The organism is Saccharothrix xinjiangensis (genome assembly GCF_039527585.1).
Lineage (GTDB): Bacteria > Actinomycetota > Actinomycetes > Mycobacteriales > Pseudonocardiaceae > Actinosynnema > Actinosynnema xinjiangensis.
On sequence record NZ_BAAAKE010000008.1, the window covers coordinates 179794 to 196516 of the forward strand.

General features: G+C 74.5%; 18 protein-coding genes. 2 read left to right on the forward strand and 16 right to left on the reverse strand.

Translation table 11 applies throughout. From position 1 onward, the window contains the following. Nucleotides 1-70 precede the first annotated feature (70 nt). Nucleotides 71-1885, reverse strand: a complete 1815-nt coding sequence (locus ABD223_RS19360) for an AfsR/SARP family transcriptional regulator (RefSeq protein WP_344037698.1) — start codon at nt 1883-1885, stop codon at nt 71-73. A gap of 110 nt (nt 1886-1995) precedes the next feature. On the opposite strand from ABD223_RS19360, the gene ABD223_RS19365 reads away from it, so the two are divergent. After that, on the forward strand, nt 1996-2451 hold the full coding sequence (locus ABD223_RS19365; protein WP_344037699.1) for a hypothetical protein: 456 nt from the start codon (nt 1996-1998) through the stop codon (nt 2449-2451). A 573-nt stretch (nt 2452-3024) separates the two neighbouring features. Here ABD223_RS19365 and ABD223_RS19370 read toward each other — a convergent pair. The 12 genes from ABD223_RS19370 to ABD223_RS19425 form a co-directional block, all read right to left on the reverse strand. Continuing rightward, the gene (locus ABD223_RS19370) at nt 3025-3192 is read right to left on the reverse strand and encodes a hypothetical protein (protein ID WP_344037700.1); all 168 of its coding nucleotides are present in this window, start codon (nt 3190-3192) and stop codon (nt 3025-3027) included. A gap of 1 nt (nt 3193) precedes the next feature. Then, on the reverse strand, nt 3194-3814 hold the full coding sequence (locus ABD223_RS19375) for a response regulator transcription factor (protein ID WP_344037701.1): 621 nt from the start codon (nt 3812-3814) through the stop codon (nt 3194-3196). Nucleotides 3815-4033: 219 nt separating this feature from the next. After that, nucleotides 4034-5110, reverse strand: coding sequence for an NAD-dependent epimerase/dehydratase family protein (locus ABD223_RS19380; protein WP_344037702.1), 1077 nt, complete (start codon nt 5108-5110; stop codon nt 4034-4036). A gap of 33 nt (nt 5111-5143) precedes the next feature. Beyond that, nucleotides 5144-6688: an NADase-type glycan-binding domain-containing protein gene (locus tag ABD223_RS19385; protein WP_344037703.1), complete on the reverse strand. Its 1545-nt coding sequence runs from the start codon at nt 6686-6688 to the stop codon at nt 5144-5146. Beyond that, the gene (locus ABD223_RS19390) at nt 6685-7248 is read right to left on the reverse strand and encodes a phage tail protein (protein ID WP_344037704.1); all 564 of its coding nucleotides are present in this window, start codon (nt 7246-7248) and stop codon (nt 6685-6687) included. The genes ABD223_RS19385 and ABD223_RS19390 overlap by 4 nt, the downstream gene beginning before the upstream one ends. Continuing rightward, nucleotides 7245-9179 carry a putative baseplate assembly protein gene (locus ABD223_RS19395; RefSeq protein WP_344037705.1) on the reverse strand — a complete coding sequence of 645 codons (1935 nt, stop codon included), beginning with the start codon at nt 9177-9179 and terminating at the stop codon, nt 7245-7247. Before ABD223_RS19395 ends, ABD223_RS19390 begins: the two co-directional genes overlap by 4 nt. Then, nucleotides 9179-9589 (reverse strand): GPW/gp25 family protein, encoded by a 411-nt coding sequence (locus ABD223_RS19400; RefSeq protein ID WP_344037706.1) that lies wholly within the window; start codon nt 9587-9589, stop codon nt 9179-9181. Before ABD223_RS19400 ends, ABD223_RS19395 begins: the two co-directional genes overlap by 1 nt. Further along, nucleotides 9586-9900: a PAAR domain-containing protein gene (locus ABD223_RS19405; RefSeq protein WP_344037707.1), complete on the reverse strand. Its 315-nt coding sequence runs from the start codon at nt 9898-9900 to the stop codon at nt 9586-9588. Before ABD223_RS19405 ends, ABD223_RS19400 begins: the two co-directional genes overlap by 4 nt. Before the next feature lie 20 nt (nt 9901-9920). Continuing rightward, a complete protein-coding gene (locus ABD223_RS19410; protein WP_344037708.1) occupies nt 9921-11618 on the reverse strand; it encodes a VgrG-related protein in 1698 nt (565 codons plus the stop codon). Continuing rightward, nucleotides 11615-12379, reverse strand: coding sequence for a CIS tube protein (locus ABD223_RS19415; RefSeq protein WP_344037709.1), 765 nt, complete (start codon nt 12377-12379; stop codon nt 11615-11617). The genes ABD223_RS19410 and ABD223_RS19415 overlap by 4 nt, the downstream gene beginning before the upstream one ends. Before the next feature lie 48 nt (nt 12380-12427). Beyond that, nucleotides 12428-12862, reverse strand: a complete 435-nt coding sequence (locus ABD223_RS19420; protein ID WP_344037710.1) for a phage tail protein — start codon at nt 12860-12862, stop codon at nt 12428-12430. A gap of 27 nt (nt 12863-12889) precedes the next feature. Then, nucleotides 12890-13513 carry a hypothetical protein gene (locus ABD223_RS19425; RefSeq protein ID WP_344037711.1) on the reverse strand — a complete coding sequence of 208 codons (624 nt, stop codon included), beginning with the start codon at nt 13511-13513 and terminating at the stop codon, nt 12890-12892. 940 nt (nt 13514-14453) lie between these two features. Between ABD223_RS19425 and ABD223_RS19430 the strand changes: the two genes are divergently transcribed. Then, nucleotides 14454-15212 carry a hypothetical protein gene (locus ABD223_RS19430; protein WP_344037712.1) on the forward strand — a complete coding sequence of 253 codons (759 nt, stop codon included), beginning with the start codon at nt 14454-14456 and terminating at the stop codon, nt 15210-15212. Between the two features lie 436 nt (nt 15213-15648). Here ABD223_RS19430 and ABD223_RS19435 read toward each other — a convergent pair whose 3' ends face one another. From ABD223_RS19435 to ABD223_RS19445, 3 genes are read right to left on the reverse strand one after another with little or no spacing between them, the layout of a single operon-like run. Next, nucleotides 15649-15807, reverse strand: coding sequence for a DUF6760 family protein (locus ABD223_RS19435; RefSeq protein WP_344037713.1), 159 nt, complete (start codon nt 15805-15807; stop codon nt 15649-15651). Continuing rightward, a complete protein-coding gene (locus ABD223_RS19440) occupies nt 15804-16259 on the reverse strand; it encodes a hypothetical protein (RefSeq protein ID WP_344037714.1) in 456 nt (151 codons plus the stop codon). Before ABD223_RS19440 ends, ABD223_RS19435 begins: the two co-directional genes overlap by 4 nt. Further along, a complete protein-coding gene (locus ABD223_RS19445) occupies nt 16256-16696 on the reverse strand; it encodes a phage tail protein (protein WP_344037715.1) in 441 nt (146 codons plus the stop codon). Before ABD223_RS19445 ends, ABD223_RS19440 begins: the two co-directional genes overlap by 4 nt. Nucleotides 16697-16723: the final 27 nt, after the last annotated feature.

Sequence of the window (16723 nt, forward strand, 5' to 3'; positions counted from 1 at the left end):
GGTCTTGGTCGCCGTTGGGTGTGGTCGCCCTCGAACGCGATCAAGCTCGAACGCGGCCGCCACCAGGCGGTCACCGGCGCAAGGGACTGGTTCGACCCGTGAAGTCCCTGGCCTGGACGCGTGCTCCCCGCCCGAGCGGGGATGGTCCACACCGCCGCTGGAGCCGGCGGCGAACAGCCTGATCAGGCTGTGGAACCGGTGGCGGTCGGGCCTGGCGGGCCGGGGCAGGTCGGCCGACACGACCGCGCCCGGCACAGGTCGCGTCCGCCACGCCCAGCGGGGACGCCGCGGCGCGGCGCTCGGAGGTCGGGCCGGGGTGCCGGGCCGGCGGGGCGAACGCGCGCCGCACGTCGGCGGGCAGCGCTCGGCGGGACCAGTCGAGCACGGCGCGGACCGCGGCGCGCTCCTCACCGTCGCCGGTGGACAGCAGCGACAGCCGCGCGTGCTCGTCGCGCAGCTCTGCCACGAGCGCCGCGACCGGCTGTCCGGAGCGGGCGCCGACGCGTTCGGCGGCGATGCGCAGCGCCAGCGGCAGGCGGCCGCACAGGGCGCACAGCTCGGCCACCGCGCCCGGCTCCGCGTCCACCCGCTCGTCGCCCAGCGCCGAGCGCATCAGCTCCAGCGCCTCCGGCGGGTCGAGCACGGCCAGCGGCAACCGCACCGCGCCGCGCCGCACGACCAGGCCGGAGAGCGCGGCGCGGCTGGTCACCACGACCGCGGCGGACGGCGAGGCGGGTAGCAGGGGCTCGACCTGGGCGGAGGTGGGGGCGTCGTCCAGCACGACCAGCACGGCCTTGTCGGCCAGGAGCGACCGGTACAGCGCGGTGCGCGACTCCGGGTCGGCGGGGATGCCGTCGTCGGGGATGCCCAGTGCCCGCAGGAACGAGGCGAGCACGTCCGCCGGGTCCAGCTCCCGCCCGCCGGGGTCGTGGCCGCGCAGCGACGCGTAGAGCTGGCCGTCCGGGTAGCGGTCCTTGACCCGGTGCGCCCAGCGCACCGCCAGTGCGGTCTTGCCCACGCCCGCGGCGCCGGAGACCGCGGTCACCAGGACCGACCGCCCGGCTGCTCCGTCCAGGGCAGCCAGCGCCCCGGCGCGGCCGACGAACCCGGGCAGGTCCGGCGGCAGCTGCCGCGGCACGGGCAGGCCCGCCACCACCGGCCGACCGGTGCGCAGGATCTCGTCGTGGAGGCGCTGAAGTTCCGCCGAGGGGGCGATGCCCAGCTCGTCGTCCAGCCGGCGGCGCAGGTCTCGGTAGCAGCGCAGCGCCTCGTCGGTGCGCCGGCAGCGGTGCAGGGCCAGCACCAGCTGCCGCACCAGGTGCTGGCGGTACGGGTGCTCGGCCACCAGCGCCGCCAGTTCGTCGACCACCGCGTGGTGGTGCCCCAAGCGCAGCTCCGCGTCGAAGCGGTCCTCCACCGCCGCCAGGCGCTCGTCCTCGTGCCCGCGCCCCAGGCCCTCCGCGTCCAGGCCGGCCATGACCGGGCCGCGCCACAGCGCCAAGGCCTCGGCCAGGGTCGCGGCCCGCCGCACGTCGTCCATCGACCAGGCCCGCGCGCACAGCCACCGGAACCGGTGCAGGTCCACCCGCAGCGGGTCGGCTTCGAGCAGGTAGCCGGGGCCGTTGCCGACCAGCGCCACGCCGTGCCGCCGCGCGTCGACCCGGGCGAGCATCGAGCGCAGCTTGCTGACCTGCGTGTGCAACACGGCGCGCGCGCTGGCGGGCGGCCCGTGCGGCCACATCAGCCCGACCAGCCGGTCGGCCGGGACCAGTTTGTTGACCTCCAGCAGCAGCACCGCCAGCACGAACCGCTGCTTGCGCACCCCCACGTCGACCGGTCTGCCGTCCACGCGGACTTCGACCGGGCCCAAGACCCTGAACTCCACGTCCCCTCCCCACGGGCGATCCAAGCACCGGGCGGATCGGGAGAAAACCGAAAGGAGGCCGTATCACCCTTTCCTCGCACAGCCGTCCACTCGAAAGGGTAAAGATGAAGATGACTCGAAAAGCGCTGTTCAGCCGTGCGCTGGTCGCTGTCGTCGCGGTCCTGGGTGCGCTCGTCCTGCCGGCGGGGCAGGCCGCGGCGCAGAGCTGCGGCGGATCGCTCGTCGGTCGCTACGCGCTGAACTACGGCGGGAGCGCGATCGGCGAGCTGGTCGTCTACTACAGCAGTTCGACCGGGCAGAACTGCGCCCGGATGAACCACCTCGGCGCGACCCACGGGGTAGCGCTGCGGACCGTGGTGTTCATCGTCGCCTGCCGGGAGACGACACCGGGCCCGACGTGCACCTACTACGGCACCCCCCAGGTCGATGACGGGACCTACGCCTACTACGCCGGACCGCGCTCGGTGTCCGCGAGCGGTCGCTGCATCCACGCCGCCGGCGACATCTACTACGCGGGAGCCAAACGCCACGTCCAGGTCAGCCCGGTGGCCGCCCACTGCGGCTGAACCCGCCGGCCGTGGTCCGCCCGACCGTGGGCGGACCACGGCCGACGAGGCGTCCTCTTCGGACGACGCCGTCGTCATCGGCGACGGGAAGCCGGTCGGTCTCGCACGGCGTGGTCGACGGACCGCGGCGACGCACGAGCGGGAATGATCATGACGCACGGTTACCAGGCCACCCGATCGTGGCCACCGCGCACGCTGCACAACGGGGGCCCGGACGTGCGCTCGACCGTTGTCCGTGTGCGGTCGCAGCACCACGTGCGGGTCATGACCGGCCGAGTTCCGGATGGCGTGCGACGCCGTGCGCAGGCGGGTGAGCTGGTCGTGGTTCACGCCCAAGTGGTCGAGGAGGTCGGTGCTCCCCGCGCGGTCGGGCTTGGTGTCCGGGGCGGGGAGACCGCGCCCCAGCCGCGCGGTCCTCCAGCGCACCCCCGGTTCACCCCCGGTGGTGCGACCGGCTCCCCCGGGCCGTCGGTTCACCACCGGGTCGATCACCCGGAGGACAGGCGTCCTGCTCGTGCCCCTCCGGGCCGATCACCCCGTCATGGGGCGTCTCGTCGTGCGGTGGAGCGCTGCTCACTCGTCCCCAGCGGGGGCACCGATCACGCCGTCGGCCGACATCACCCAGCCGGTCTCGGGACGCGCGCCGCGCGTGCAGCCCGCCACCCGCAACCCCCGCCGCACCTGGTCCACCACCCGGCGCAGCCTGGCCCGGTCCCGCTCGGCCACCAGGGTCTCGTCCACCTCAGATCATCCCCTTCCTCAAGGCGTAGGCGACCGCGTGCGGCCGGTTGCGCAGGTTGAGCCGGGTGGTCAACCCGTAGAAGACGTTCTTGATCGTGCGCTCGGAGTAGCACAGCCTGCTGGCGATCTCGGCGGTGTCCAGGCCGTCCGCCATCAGCCGCAGCACGTCCGCCTCGCGCGGCGTCAGCTTCGGCACGCTCGCGTCCGGCGAGACCAGCTCCCGCTGGAGCCGCTCCACGTGCTTGAGCAGCTCCGCGACCAGGCTGGGCGGCATGACGCCGCCGCCCGAGGCCGCCGCCAGGACGCTGCGCAGCACCCGTTCCCCGGTGGCGGCGCTGCGGGGCAGGATGGCCACCACCCGGCACTCCACGGCGGCGAGCACGTCCTTCTCACCGACCTCGTCGAGCACCAGCACCATCGGCGCGCCGACGTCGGCGGCGACCCGCCGCAGACCGGACAGCACCTCGGGGCCGATGCGGTCGACAGCGACGACGACCACGTCGGCGCGCACCCGCTGGTCCCACTCCAGGACCACGATCTCGGCCCGCGAGCCGAGGTAGCTGGTCAAGCCGGCCATGCTGAGGTGGTCCACCGCCTGGACGACGACCCGAACTCGTTCCACCGCTGCCTCCCACAGATCCGGTTCCCCGACTCCGAGTGTGGAAGGCGTGACTTCACGGGCTCTCAAACGCGTCTACAAAACTTCTCCACGAGGGCCGGAGAGCGTGAAGAGCGGTGAAGAGAGGTGCGCCCAGCACTCAACACCCCGGCAGATCCCCTGGTCAAGGGGGTGCCCCCGCAGCCGACCGCAGTCGGCGTCCTCGCGCACCTCGACACGGGCTCACCCGGGGGCGACGACCTCGTCCGCCGCGCTCCAGTGCCGGTGCAGCGCCAGCAGCACGTCGTCCAGGTCGTGCGCGGGCGACCAGCCGGGGTAGTGCCGCCGGAACCTGCGGGTGTCGCCGATCCACCACCGGGGGTCGGCGAACCGGGGCCGCGGCGAGTAGTCGAACGCCACCTCCGCGCCCGTCAGGTGCTCGTAGCGGGCGATGAGCTCCAGCACCGAGGTGGCGCGCTCCCGGCCGCCGCCCAGGTGGTAGACCTCGCCGGGCCGGGGCTCCAGGGAGAACTCCCGGATCGCGCCCACCAGGTCGCGCACGTCCAGCACGTCGCGCACCTGCTTGCCGCCGTGGCCGACCACCGGGTACGGCACGCCGCGCACGGCGCTGCGCACCAGGTTGGACGCGAAGCCGTGCTCCGGCACGCCCGCCTGACCGGGTCCGGTGATGCTGCCGCACCGGAACACGCCGACCTTCATGCCCAGTTGGCGGCCGTGCTCCTGCGCGGCGAGGTCGGCGGCCAGCTTCGACACGCCCAGGAACGCGCGGCCCGCCCGGTCCAGCCGGATCGACTCGTCGACGCCGTGCTCGTGGAACGGGTGGGCCGGGTCCAGCTCCCACCGGGTCGCGGTCTCGACCAGGGGCAGCGCGTCCGGCGCGTCGCCGTAGACCTTGGCGGTGGACACCTGGGCGAACACCGCGTCGCCGCAGTGCCGCCGGACCGCGTCCAGCACGTTCAGCGTGCCCACGGCGTTGACCGCGAAGTCGACCAGCGGCCGTTCGGCGGACCAGGCGCGACCGGGCTGCCCGGCCGCGTGCACCACCAGCCGCACGTCGGAGCCCCACGTGCGCAGGACCTCGTCCACGGCCGCCTGGTCGCGCACGTCCACCCGGTGGTGCCGGTAGTTCCCGACGCGCCGGACCTCGGCCAGGCCGCGGGCCACCGACCCGGCCGGGCCGAAGAACTCCTGCCGCATCCCGTTGTCGATGCCGACCACCAGGTCGAACTCCGGCGCGAACCGCCGCACCGCCTCCCCTCCCACCAACCCGGCCGAGCCGGTGATCACCGCGACGTCCACGTGTGCCCTCCTCTCCCGCTGCGCCGACCGCGGTCACGGACGGCGGAAGAACTCGACCTCGCCGAGCGCGATGTGCCCGCCCCCGCCCAGCCCCGCGGCGGACTTCACGACCAGGCGCACCGCCACGACGTCGCTGATGCCGGTGTCGGTGCGCTGCGGTCCCGGCTGGTCGTTCAGCGCCACCGGGATCGTGCGGGTGGCGCCGCCGGCGCTGGTCACCACCACGTCCAGGGCCGTGGGCCGGGCCTGCTCGCGGAACTGCTCGGGCTGCGCCGAAGCGCCCGCGTGCACGACCACCGACAGCAGCCGGAACGGCTGGTCGAAGGTGAACTCGACCGCGTCGCCCACGGCGGGCGCGCCCCAGTACCGGTTCGACAGCCCGTCCGCGGCGGCCGCGGCCGGGTGGTCGGGCACCTCGGCCGTGGCCGCGGTGCGCGCGGGCGCGATCGCCGCGGGCTCGGCCAGCCGGTCGCGCACGTCCTCGAACAGCTCCACCGCCTTCGGGCGGAACAGGATCCCGGCGACCACCAGCGCGGCGACCGCGAGCAGCGCGGCGAGCCTGCGCAGCCACCTGGACGGGTCGCCGAGCCGACGCCGACGCCCGTGGCGGCGCGCGGCCCGCGCCACCGGCCCGGCGGGCAGCAGCGGGGTGGCGCACCGGCGGCAGAACCGCCTGCCCGGCGGGTTGGCGGTGCCGCACACCGGGCACGGCGGGCCGTCCACCTCGACACCGCCGGTGGTGGTGGGCAGCGGGCGCTTGGCCTCCGGCCGCCCCGGCAGCACCGGGCCCAGCACCACGTCCGACGGTCCCGCCGCGACCACGGCCTCCGACCCCGCGCCCGTCCTGACCCTGGCCGCGTCCGCGCCGTCCGTCGGCACGGGCGCCACGTCGGAGCCCGAACCCCGGCCGGCGGTCATCGCCTCGGGGTCCTCGCCGAACCGGGACCGGACCCAGGACCGCCACCGGGCCCACAGACCCGGCCGACCGGCCGCGGCCTCCCCCACCGCCGGACCGACACCGGCCGCCGAACCGGCCCGCGCGCCGCCGACGGGGTCCTCCTCGGCCCGGCGGCCCGAACCCCCACCGGAGTCCTCGTCGGCCCCGCGACCCGGGCCCCCACCGGTCCCGCGGTCCGGTTCGCCGTCCGAGCCCCGGCCCGGGAACGCGTCGACCGCCGACCCCAGCCCGTCCCCCAGGAGGTCCCCGACCGACAGGTCCCGCCCGCCGATCAAATCCCGCACGGCGGCCAAGCCCTCCGCCGCCTGGTCGTCCCCGGCGGTCTCGTCGGCCTCGGCCCGATCACCTTCGCGAGCGCGATCACGCCTCGACCCGGCACCGCGATCGGCTCCGGTCCGCTGCCGGGCCACCGGCTCCGGCCCGGTCGTCGGGGCCTGCCCGGCGGCCGGGGTCGATCCGGCAACCGGGCCCGCGACCGGTCCGGGCGTCCCACCGGCTCCGGTCCGACCGGCCGGCGCACCGCCGCCCGCCGACCACCCCAGGTAGGTGCCGCAGTTGCCGCAGAAGTCGTCGCCGTCCTGGACGGACGCGCCGCACTGGGTGCACGAGCGCACGGTCATCCCCCCTCACGCGCGGGCGGCCCGTCGAGCACCTCGACCGCGCACCTGACGTGCACCGGGCACACCGCCCCCACCAGCGCCTCGACCCGCTCCCGGTCCACCGGCGCGGACGACCCGGGCCACACCCGCACCACGACCACACCCACCGCCGGACCGGGCAGCGGCGCGTCGGGCTCGCCCGACCAGCGCACCCCGGGCCCGTCCGCCACCTCCGCGCGCACGCCCAGCGACAGCTCCAGCCGCTCCACCAGCCCGCGCACCGTGCCCCGCCTGCGGTGCAGCTCCACGGCCCGCCGCACCAGGGCGCGCCGCAGCGGCTCCGGCCACGCCGGGTCCAGCCCCGCCGCCACCCACGACGACAGCCACGCCAGGAAGTCCTCCGGCGCCAGCGCCGGGTCCAGGTAGGCGGCCAGGTTGTCCAAAGTGGACAGAACCGCCGACAGCACGGCGTCCAACCCTGCGGTGAACCGCTGCGCGAAGTCGTCGGCCGCGTACAGCGCGGGCAGCAGGTCGCCCAGCGGGTGCCTGCTCGGCAGCTCCGGCAACGCGGCCCTGGTCACGGCGCGCCCACCACGACCTGGTGCTGGTGGGAGAACACCAGCGCGTTGGGCGCGACCTCCAGCCGGTCGACCGGCGCGCCGCGCGCACCGGTGATCGGGTTCGCCGGGAACAGCCGGATCTCCTCGACCAGCAGCACCCCGGGCACCGCCTGGAGCACCGAGAACACCTCGCCGAACTGCACCGGCCGGCCGAAGTCCCAGCCCGTGCCCGCCGGTCCGCCGCGCAGCGGGTTGAGGTACCGGTACAGCGCCGCCAGCGCGTCCTCGCGCACCTGGTTGACGTCGGCCGCGGTCAGCCGGGTCACCACCGTGATGCCCTGGTAGCGCGGCGGCTCCACGACCAGCCGGGTGCCCAGCAGGCGGCGCTCGTCCAGCCGGCGGGCGACCACGGCCAGCACCTCCTCCGAGGGCACCAGCTGCTCGAACCGCAACCGGTCGCCCTCGTCGGCCACCGCGTCGGGCACCAGCAGCACCCGCGCCGCGCCCACCTCGCCGTCCACCGGCAGGCAGCGCACGCGCGCCAGCGACGGCGCGGCCTGCCTCGCGATCAGCTCGTGGTCCTCGGCGGTCACCGCGCGGTCCTGCACCCGCAGCTGGTTGGGCGCGCGCAGCTTGGCCTCGGCGACCGTCTCGGCGTCCACGCCGCCGGTCGCGGCCTCCCGGTTCTCCACCGCCGAGATGTAGGGCACGGAGCTGCGCAGCACCGACAGGGCCCCGCGCGCCACGTTGCCCGCCCGGCCGCCACCGGTGCGGTAGCGCGGCACCCGCAGCACCGCGCCCTTGGGCGGCACCGCGCCGTAGCGGCGCAGCGTCCCGTCCGCCTCGCGCACCGCGGGCGGGAACAGGAACTCGCCGCTCGACGCGTCCAGCACCACGTGCCGGTCGTCGGGGCCGGACATGCCGAAGTCCTCGACCACCGACCAGTCCTCCCAGCCCTCGCCCGCGGCGACCTGCACGATTACCGGGTCGCCGTCCAGCAGCACCGGGGCCGCGGGCGCGGTGAACCGCTGGCCGGGCACGCCGGCGGACTCGCCGAGCGGCACGTCGACCTCGGTCTCGGCGTGCTCGGCGGTGGTGGTGCCGCCGATGGTGTAGGCCTCCGCCTCGCGGACCGTCGGCGACTCGGAGTAGAACGGCTGGCCGGGCACCGGCTCGGTGACCCGGCAGCGCAGCCAGCCCGCGCGCTGACCGGCGACCACCGACGTGGTGTGGCCGCCCGGCACGTGCAGCACGACCTCGCCCGGCCGGTTGAGGCCGCCGGTGCCGTCCTCGTCGACCTCGCAGGCGGCCCAGTCCGCGCCGTCCCACGCCTCCCACGCCAGCGGCGGCTGCCGGGGGTCGACGCCGACGCCCTCGACGCGGCTCTCCAGCCGCAGCACCACCACGCAGTTCGGCACGGCGGCGGTCAGCCCGAACAGGGTGGCGTCGCCGGGCGCGGGCGCGGACTGGAAGCACGCCACGTCCTGGCCCGCCTCCAGGTCGCGGGTGCGGTCGGCGTGGTCGCCCGACGCGGACCTGGTGACCAGCCGGGCCAGGCCGCAGGGCACGATCGGCAGCTCCTCGCTGGTGGCGAACACCGTGGCCTCGGCGGACTCGGTGCTCATCGTGGCCACCTCGGTGCCGACGGGCAGCGCCACGGTCTCCGCCTGCGGCGCGGACAGCCAGAACGTCACCCGCGCGCGGGCCGCCGTGGGCGGGAACAGCCGCACGCCCAGCAGGTCCAGGAACGCCAGGTAGTTCTTCTCCGGCACCCGGTTCAGCCGGTAGACCAGCTGGTCGACCATGTGCGCGAAGGTCTCGATGAGCGTGACGCCGGGGTCGGACACGTTGTGGTCCGTCCACTCCGGACAGCTCTGCTGGACGTAGCGCTTGGCCTCGTCGACGAACTGCTGGAAGCGCCGGTCGTCCAGGTTGGGCGCGGGTATCGCCATCAGTCGGCCTCCCCTTCCTCGGAAGGGATCGTGTAGAACGGGAAGACCAGGTTGCGCTGGTCGTTGGTCGACTTCACGGTGTAGCGGATGTCGATGTAGAGCGTGCCGACGTCGACCGAGTCGAACGCGACGACCACGTCGGTCACGTCGATGCGCGGCTCCCACCGGTCCAGCGCGGTGCGCACCTCGCGCGAGACCTCGCCCGCGGTCGCGCCGTCGGCCGAGGCGAACACCAGGTCGTGGATGCCGCAGCCGAACTCCGGCCGCATCAGGCGCTCGCCGGGCGCGGTGCCCAGGACCAGCCGGATGGCCTCCTGGACCTCCTGGTCGCGGTCGACCATGCCGATGCCGCCGGTGGGGCCGGTGCGCAGCGGGAAGGCCCAGCCGCGGCCGATGAAGTCGGCGCTCACAGCGGACCCCCGATGATCACGCTCAGCTGGGCGGGCACCGTCATGGCCTGGCAGGTGGTCTTGTCCACGACCGTCGCGGCGGCCAAACCCCCGATGAGCACGCCCCGGCGCGCCATGGCGGGCGCGGGCATGATCACGTTGGGCGCCAGGTTGTGCGGCGGCACGGTGCACACGTGCACGCAGGTGGTCGTCGCGGCGGGCTTGCCCTCGATCAGCACGGTGAGCAGCCGGGCCGCCGACAGCGGGTTCAGCGGGGGACCGATGGTGCCGCCGTGGACCGTCTTGTCACCTTGTCGGGCAGCGGGGGGCATGGCGGAGTCTCCTCACGTGGTCAGTTGAGCTTGATGAGGGCGCCCTTGAGCGTGAGCACACCCAGTCCCGCGTCGATGGTGATGCCGGCGCCGGACAGCGACACCGAGCTGAGCACCCCCGCGCCGCGCGGCCCGCGCACGGACAGGTCGATCTTGCCGAGCCTCTCGTCGAGCACGACCTCCAACCGCTCGTTGCCGGTGACCACCCGGACCCCCGAGCGCTTCAGGCTGTCCAGCAGCTCCAGCCGGTTGCCCGACCGCGAGGACACGGAGCGGCGGTTGACCTTGCCGCGCATGCGGTCCACCAGCTGGCTGCCGTGCTGCGTGGGCTTGTCGACGCCGTTGTAGAGCCCGCCGATCACGTAGGGCCGGTCCAGGCTGCCCTGCTCGAACCCGACCAGCACCTCGTCGTCGACCTCGGGGCTGAACACCCCTCCGCCGCCGACCCCGCCCCACTGCACGGTGCGGACCCAGTCGGTGACGTACCTGTCGTCCAGCCACGGGAACTTCAGACGCACCCAGCCGCGCTGGTCCCGGCCGGGCTCCTTGATGTCGGTGACGATCGCGGTCGCCAGGCCGGGCATCCGCGGGCCGCGCGCGGGTTCGCCGGCCGAGACCAGGCCCGCGAGGGAGCGGTCGTAGGACGCGCTGACCGTCAACGTGGTGTAGTAGCCGGTGTCGGAGTCCAGCACGTGACGTGCGCCGGTCGTGGTGTAGCTGCCGGTGAAGTCGTCGCCGGCGTTGACCAGCGCCACCGGGTCGCCCGCGCGGAGCTCGGGGCTGCCGTTGACCACGGCCTCCAGCTCGCCGAAGCCCGCGCTGGTGGACTCCTCCAGCGAGCGCGCCGCGCGGTCCGCCTCGGCCTGGGTCGCGTAGGGGGTGTCGGTGACCAGCAGGGGCGCCTTGGTGGTGAACTTCCGGGTGGCCTGGCGCGCGGTCAACCCGGGCCTGACGGTCTTGCTGGGCCGGTTGGCCTGCACCGAGACCAGCGCCTTCTTGGTGACCGGGTCCCAGCCGCGCACCTCGACGCCGTTGGCCTGGTCGGCGGTGGTCAGCACGGCGCGCAGCGCGACGGTGTTCTCGCCGAACTCCAGGACGTGCGGGTCGCCGCCCGCCGATCCCCCCGGCTTCTTGGTCGCGGGCTTGAGCTGCACGAACTCCAGCCGTTCCTGGTCGTCCAGCCGGACCACCGCGCCGTGCTCGCGGGCGAGCGACTGGAGGAAGTCCCAGTCCGACACACCGGCCTGGCTGAGGTGCCGGTGGGTGACCGGGGTGACGTCGATCCGGCCCACGAGCAGCCCGGCGCCCCTGGCGACCTTGTGCACGATCGCCTTGGTGCTCATGTTGCGGAACGCCTGCACCTTGCGGCCGCGCATCAGGCGGTGCGCCTTGCTCATCGCCCTCACCACCAGGAACACGCCGGTGCCGTCCCGGTCCAGCTCCAGCGCGGTGACCTCGCCGGTGAACACCCGCTGGGCGGTCGTGACGGTCGTCGTCGAGAACGACACCTCCAGCCCGCTGCCGATGAAGATGCCGGTCGACTTGACGAAGTCGACCTTGTCGTCCCGGTAGGTCACCACCGCGCAGTCGGGCAGCCCCACGTTCTCGTCCACCTCGCAGCGGATCAGGTACTGCGCCTCGTGCGCCAGCTCCTGCCCGTCCACCTTGACCACCGCGCTCGCGGCGTTGTTGTCGCCCTCGACGTTCCCGAAGGTCATCGGTCCTCCCCCCTCTCTCCCACCACGCCCGGCACCAGCAGCTCCGTGCCGGGGACCAGGACCATGGGGTCGTCGATGTCGTTGGCCTCGGCGATGACCCGCCACGCGGTGGCGTCGCCGTACTCCCGCCACGCCAGCTGCGGCAGGCTGTCCCCGGCGACCACGCGGTGCGTGCGCCGGGCCTCGCGCGAACCGGAGGTCGGGTTCTGGCCGGGCGTGCCGACCCCCGCCTCCTCGATGGACAGCGAGCAGGTCGCGCGCAGGGGCTTGCCGTCCACGTCGAACAGCGCGTAGTCCACCGACAGGCCGGCCAGCACGCCGTCGAAGGACACCGACTTGGCGGTGCCCCACTCGAAGCGGACCCACGGGCTCGCCGGCTTCTTCTTCGCCAGGCTGGCCTTCGTGGGCACGCAGGCGGTCATGAGCTTCTCGACCCGCTCCTCCACGGAGTTGTCGTGCTCGGCGGTCGCGTCCAGGAACACGTCCACGCTCAGCGACCGGGGGCCGCTGCCCACGAACTCCGGCAGCGACGCCTGGCCCGCCATCCGCGCCGGTTTGCGCCGCCACTCCACGCTCTTGCTCAGCGCGAGCTTGTTGGGGTTGAACTGGAACTTGACGGTGGCCAGCCGCCCGCCGGGCTTGGCGCCGCTCTTCGCGGGCGGCTCCATGATCACCAGCTGGGCCTTGACGAGGCCGGAGCCGAAGTACGACGACGCCGCCTTGCCGGCCTTGGCGGCGGCCGCCCCGAACTTCGCTGCCACTTCCCCGCTCCTCTCCCCCGCCGTCCGCGCTCGGCCGCCCGCCCGCGCTCAGTCGTCGCTCGACGCGTAGAGGCCCTCGTGGGCGAACTCCAGCGTCTCCATGGCGGCCTGCGACTGGGTCGGGTCGAAGCCGGGGCCCTTCCAGCTGATCGGGATGATGCCCATCACCTGCCAGCTGACGATCGGGGTGAGGTCCGGCGCCAGCGCGACGATCTCGCCGTCCTCCCGCTCGGCCTCCTTGAGGACCTCGTTGAACCACTTGAGGACCTTGCCCGAGTCCGCGGTCACCGGGCGCGACATGGTGATGTTGGACCAGGTGATGCGCGAGGGCAGGCTCCAGGTGAAGCCGTTGTTGCCGCCCTCGGCGTACTGCTCGACCTCCACCTGCGCGCCGAGCCCCTCGCACGAGTGGAAGGTGCCCAGGTCGTCGTCGGCGATGGTCAGCCGGAAGAAGACGCTGCTGGCGAAGACGTCGTCGCTCATCGGTGCTCCCTTGTCGTGCCGGCCGGCTCAGCGGCGGCGGTCGTGCAGTCGGCCGGTGCGTTCGCGGCCCTGGCGCAGCTCGGCGCGCAGCAGCCTGCCGAGGGGGTCGAGCAGCCTGCGGGCGAGTTCTTCGAGGTCGGGCTCGGTGGCCTGCTTCGCGTCCCGGTGCGGTGGCCGGCCGGCGGTCCGGCCGCCTGCGGTCGGTTCGGTTCGGGTCGGGGCGTTGGGTTTCGTGGTTCGGGTCGGCGTGCCGGTGGCCCGGGTGTCGGTGGCTTGGGTGTCGCCGGCCGGGTCGCCGTGCTGCTCCGGGGTGTGCCCGTCGTGCTCGTGGTGCCCGGTGCTCGTCGGCGGGGAGGTCCGGGTGGGTTCGGGCCCGAGCGGGGCGCGCTGCACCGCCGGTCCGCCGGCCGGCCACCGCACCGGGACCGGGACGCGCGTGGAGGTCGGTCGCGACGTGGCGCCGGGCGCGGTCGACGTCCGGGCCTGCCCGAGCGGCGCAGGTTTGCCGGCCGGGTGCGGGTGCGCGATCGGGGGGAGGGTCGGCCCCCGGTCGAGCGGGCGGGGCGGCGTCGGCCGCACCACCGCTCGCCGGGTGTTGTCCACCGGCCTGATCTCCGGCGCCTGGGCCGGGTCGGTGGCTTGACGCTGCACCTGGTGGGAGGTGGGGCCGCTGACCTGGCAGTGGGGCTGGGAGTGGGGCTGCGGGTGTGGGTTGGGAGCGGTGGCTTGATGCCGCACGGGTGGGGTCGGATCAGCGGTCCGGCGCTGCACGGAGGGCCGGCGTTGCAGGGGGTTCCGGCGCTGCGCGGGGGTCCGGCGCTGCACGGGCGAACCCGAACCTGTCGCCGTGGCCGCACCCCGCTGGGACCTGCCCGTCGCCGGTGACGGGGTCGAGCCGACCGGTGCCGAGGTCGAGCCGACCGGTGCCGACGTGCGGTCCTTCGCCGGGGCCGCGCGCCGGCCTCCTCGCCGACGCCCGCCGTCCGGGGAATCGGTGTTCGGCTCCCCGGACGAGCGTCGTGCGGTCGGGCCGGCCTTCTCCTGCCCAGCCTTCTCCTGCCCAGCCTTCTCCTGCCCAGCCTTCTCCTGCCCGGTCGTCTCCTGCCGTCCGGCACCCCACTGCGGGCGCACCACCGCCCGCGACGCCGCGCGCCGCACCGGTGCGGGCAGACCAGCGCCGGTGCTGGTGGTGAGAGGTCGTTCGGTGATCAGGGGCACCGTGCGCGGGCGAAGCGGCCCGTCCTCGGCCACGGCACCCGACCGTGTCGCCGAACGCTGGACCGCAGCGCTCGGCGCAGAGCCGTCGACCGATCGGGGCCTGGCCACCGGCACCACCGGCAACCGAACCGGCGGCGGCGCGCCGACCACAACCGCGTCACCGGGCTGCCGCACGGACGACGTCCCGACCGACCTCTGGACCTCCGGTCCGCCGGCCTCGGACGCCGACACCGATCGTGACATCACCGCACCGCTCTGCGCGAGCAGTGGCCGCTGTGCGGGCGCCCCCTCTTCCGACGGCACCGGCCGCTCTGCGGTCACCCCCTCTTCAGACGGCATCGGCCGCTGTGCCCGCGCACCGGCGGCGGGAGGCGTGGACCTGCGGGATTTCGCCTCACCCACGAGGGTCGCGGTAGCCGGGAGCGCCTGGAGGGGCTCGCCGATCCCGGTACCCCGCCTGGGCCGGGCGACCTCGTCCGCCTGGCGTGCCGCACTGCGCCGCACCACCGGCGGCGGTCCACCCGCCTGGGACGGTGTCGTCGGCCTCACCACCGGCGGCGGTCCGGCGACCCGTGGCGAAACCGATTTCCCGGCCAAGGGTGCGCTCACCTCGCCGGGAGGTGCGGCGGCGGTCGGCGGCATCGCCGTCAACGGCTCCCCGAGCACCGGCGCGGGCCGCCCGACACCCGTCTCCCGCACCACCGGTCCAGGCTGGTCCGCTGCTCCGCCCGCCGACGTCTTCGGCACCCCGGCGGCCGGGTTCTCACGCGGTTGCACCACCGGAAGCGACCGCACGGGCATCGCCGGCCGCTTCGCGATCGTCAGCGACGGCCGGACGGGCCGCAGCTGGACCGCCCGGGCAACCCCGCCCGCCCCAGGCCGGGCCTGCTCCGCCTCGACCGTGATCTCCGCCGCCCGCGCGACCTCCACTGCCTGCGCGGTGCTCACCGCCTGCGCGGTGCCCGCCGCTTCGGGCATCCCCGATGTCGTCGAGCGCTCGCCGGACCTCGACCGCTCACCAGCGGTCGACGGCTTGGCAGCAGTCGACGGCTCGGTGGTCAAGGGCTTGGTGGTCGACGGCCTGGCTGTCGAGGGCCTGGCAGCCGAGGGCTCCCCCGTCGCCGAACGCTGAACCGCCGCAGGCCGACCACCGGACGGTGAAACCCCCGCGACCGGCAAAGCCCCTGCCGTCCCCCCGCCCCCGGCGCCCTCCTCGAACCGACGCCAGGCCACCAGCAGCGGCCCGCCGCCCGAGTACCGCGACCGCTCCCCCACCTCCCGCCCGAGCACCCCGTCGACGAACCCGGCCGGCGCGTCCGCGCTCACCGAGTGCCCCAGCGAGGTGCCGAGCCGGTGGTCCTGCCAGGAGGTCAGCCCGCCCCGGAACCGCAGCCCGTCACCGACGGCGACGCTGCTGCGCTGGATCACCCCGTCGAGCGCGGGCGCCGCCCACCAACCCCCGTCCCACACGGGGCGCTCCGGTGCGGTGCGCTCCGGAGCGGTGATCCGCGCGGGCTCCTCAGCTCCGCGCCTCCCGCGCCGCAACCGGTTCCAGAACCCCACCCGGGTCACCTCCCCTCGTTCACCCTCGTGTTGATGCGCGCGATCTCGCGGACCCAGTTCTGCCGCTCGTGGTGCTCCAGGTCCAGGATCTCCTCGCGCGGCCAGTGGAAGTGGTAGGCCACGTACGCGACCTCTTCGAGCAGCCGGTCGGCCGCGTACGTCACGATTCCCCCAGGCGGCCACCGGCGAGGTCGACCTCGAACGCGGTGCCGCACGACGGGCAGGACACGCCCGCCCGGGTGTGGCCCTCGCTGTTGATCCGCCGGTAGAAGTCCTGGAGGAAGGCGATGTCCGTGGCGTACATCTGCTCCACGACGCCGGCGTGGACCTCGCCGACGCCGCCCAGCTGGGTGATGACCTGGCTGAGCAGCACCACGCTGAGGTAGCCGGGGTTCTCCTTGACCCGCATGTCGATCTGGGGTCGCAGCTCGTCGCGCGCCGTGGCCAGCCGCATCCGGCCGTGCCGGTGCACCACGCCTTCCGAGTCGACGTAGCCCCGGGGCAGCTCGAAGTCGAACTCCGTGCGGAGGCCGCGCGACGCGGTCGGGCGCTCCGGTTCGCCGTTCGCCTCGGCCAGCTCGTCGAGCTGGTCCAGGCCGATCGTCCGCCGCCTCATTCGACCTTGATCTCCTCGAACGTCAGGGTCACCTTCTCGGTGGCCGGTCCGGACTCGCCCGCCTTGAGCGACGGGCCCTCCCACTTGCTGGCCCACCCGTTGACCAGCGTCATGCGCCGGACGGTGTTGCCCTCGGTGTCCTTGACCTCGATGGTGATGTTCTGCCGGGCCGCGGCGACCGCGCCCTTCTCCAGGGTCTCCTTGAGCCAGTTGGTGAACTCCACGCTCTGGTCCATGCCCCTGGTGATGGTCACCTCGCCGCCCTTCTGGGCGCCCGGCTGCTTGCGGATGATCGGCTTGCCGGTGGAGGTGACCTGGAAGATCTCGACCACGTCCTCCTCGACGGTCAGCCCGCTGACCTCCTGGAGCGACTCGACCATGAAGCCGCCCAGCTGCACGCCGAAGATGTGGGTGGAAAGAGCATCGCCCTCTGCCATGGGTGGTGTCGCCTTTCTGGATCACGC

Coding starts and splice junctions, on each gene's coding strand:
- ABD223_RS19365 (WP_344037699.1), top strand. CDS start 1,996: ATGACTCGAAAAGCGCTGTTCAGCCGTGCGCTGGTCGCTGTCGTCGCG.
- ABD223_RS19385 (WP_344037703.1), bottom strand. CDS start 6,688: ATGACCGTGCGCTCGTGCACCCAGTGCGGCGCGTCCGTCCAGGACGGC.
- ABD223_RS19395 (WP_344037705.1), bottom strand. CDS start 9,179: ATGGCGATACCCGCGCCCAACCTGGACGACCGGCGCTTCCAGCAGTTC.
- ABD223_RS19405 (WP_344037707.1), bottom strand. CDS start 9,900: ATGCCCCCCGCTGCCCGACAAGGTGACAAGACGGTCCACGGCGGCACC.
- ABD223_RS19410 (WP_344037708.1), bottom strand. CDS start 11,618: ATGACCTTCGGGAACGTCGAGGGCGACAACAACGCCGCGAGCGCGGTG.
- ABD223_RS19420 (WP_344037710.1), bottom strand. CDS start 12,862: ATGAGCGACGACGTCTTCGCCAGCAGCGTCTTCTTCCGGCTGACCATC.
- ABD223_RS19440 (WP_344037714.1), bottom strand. CDS start 16,259: ATGAGGCGGCGGACGATCGGCCTGGACCAGCTCGACGAGCTGGCCGAG.
- ABD223_RS19445 (WP_344037715.1), bottom strand. CDS start 16,696: ATGGCAGAGGGCGATGCTCTTTCCACCCACATCTTCGGCGTGCAGCTG.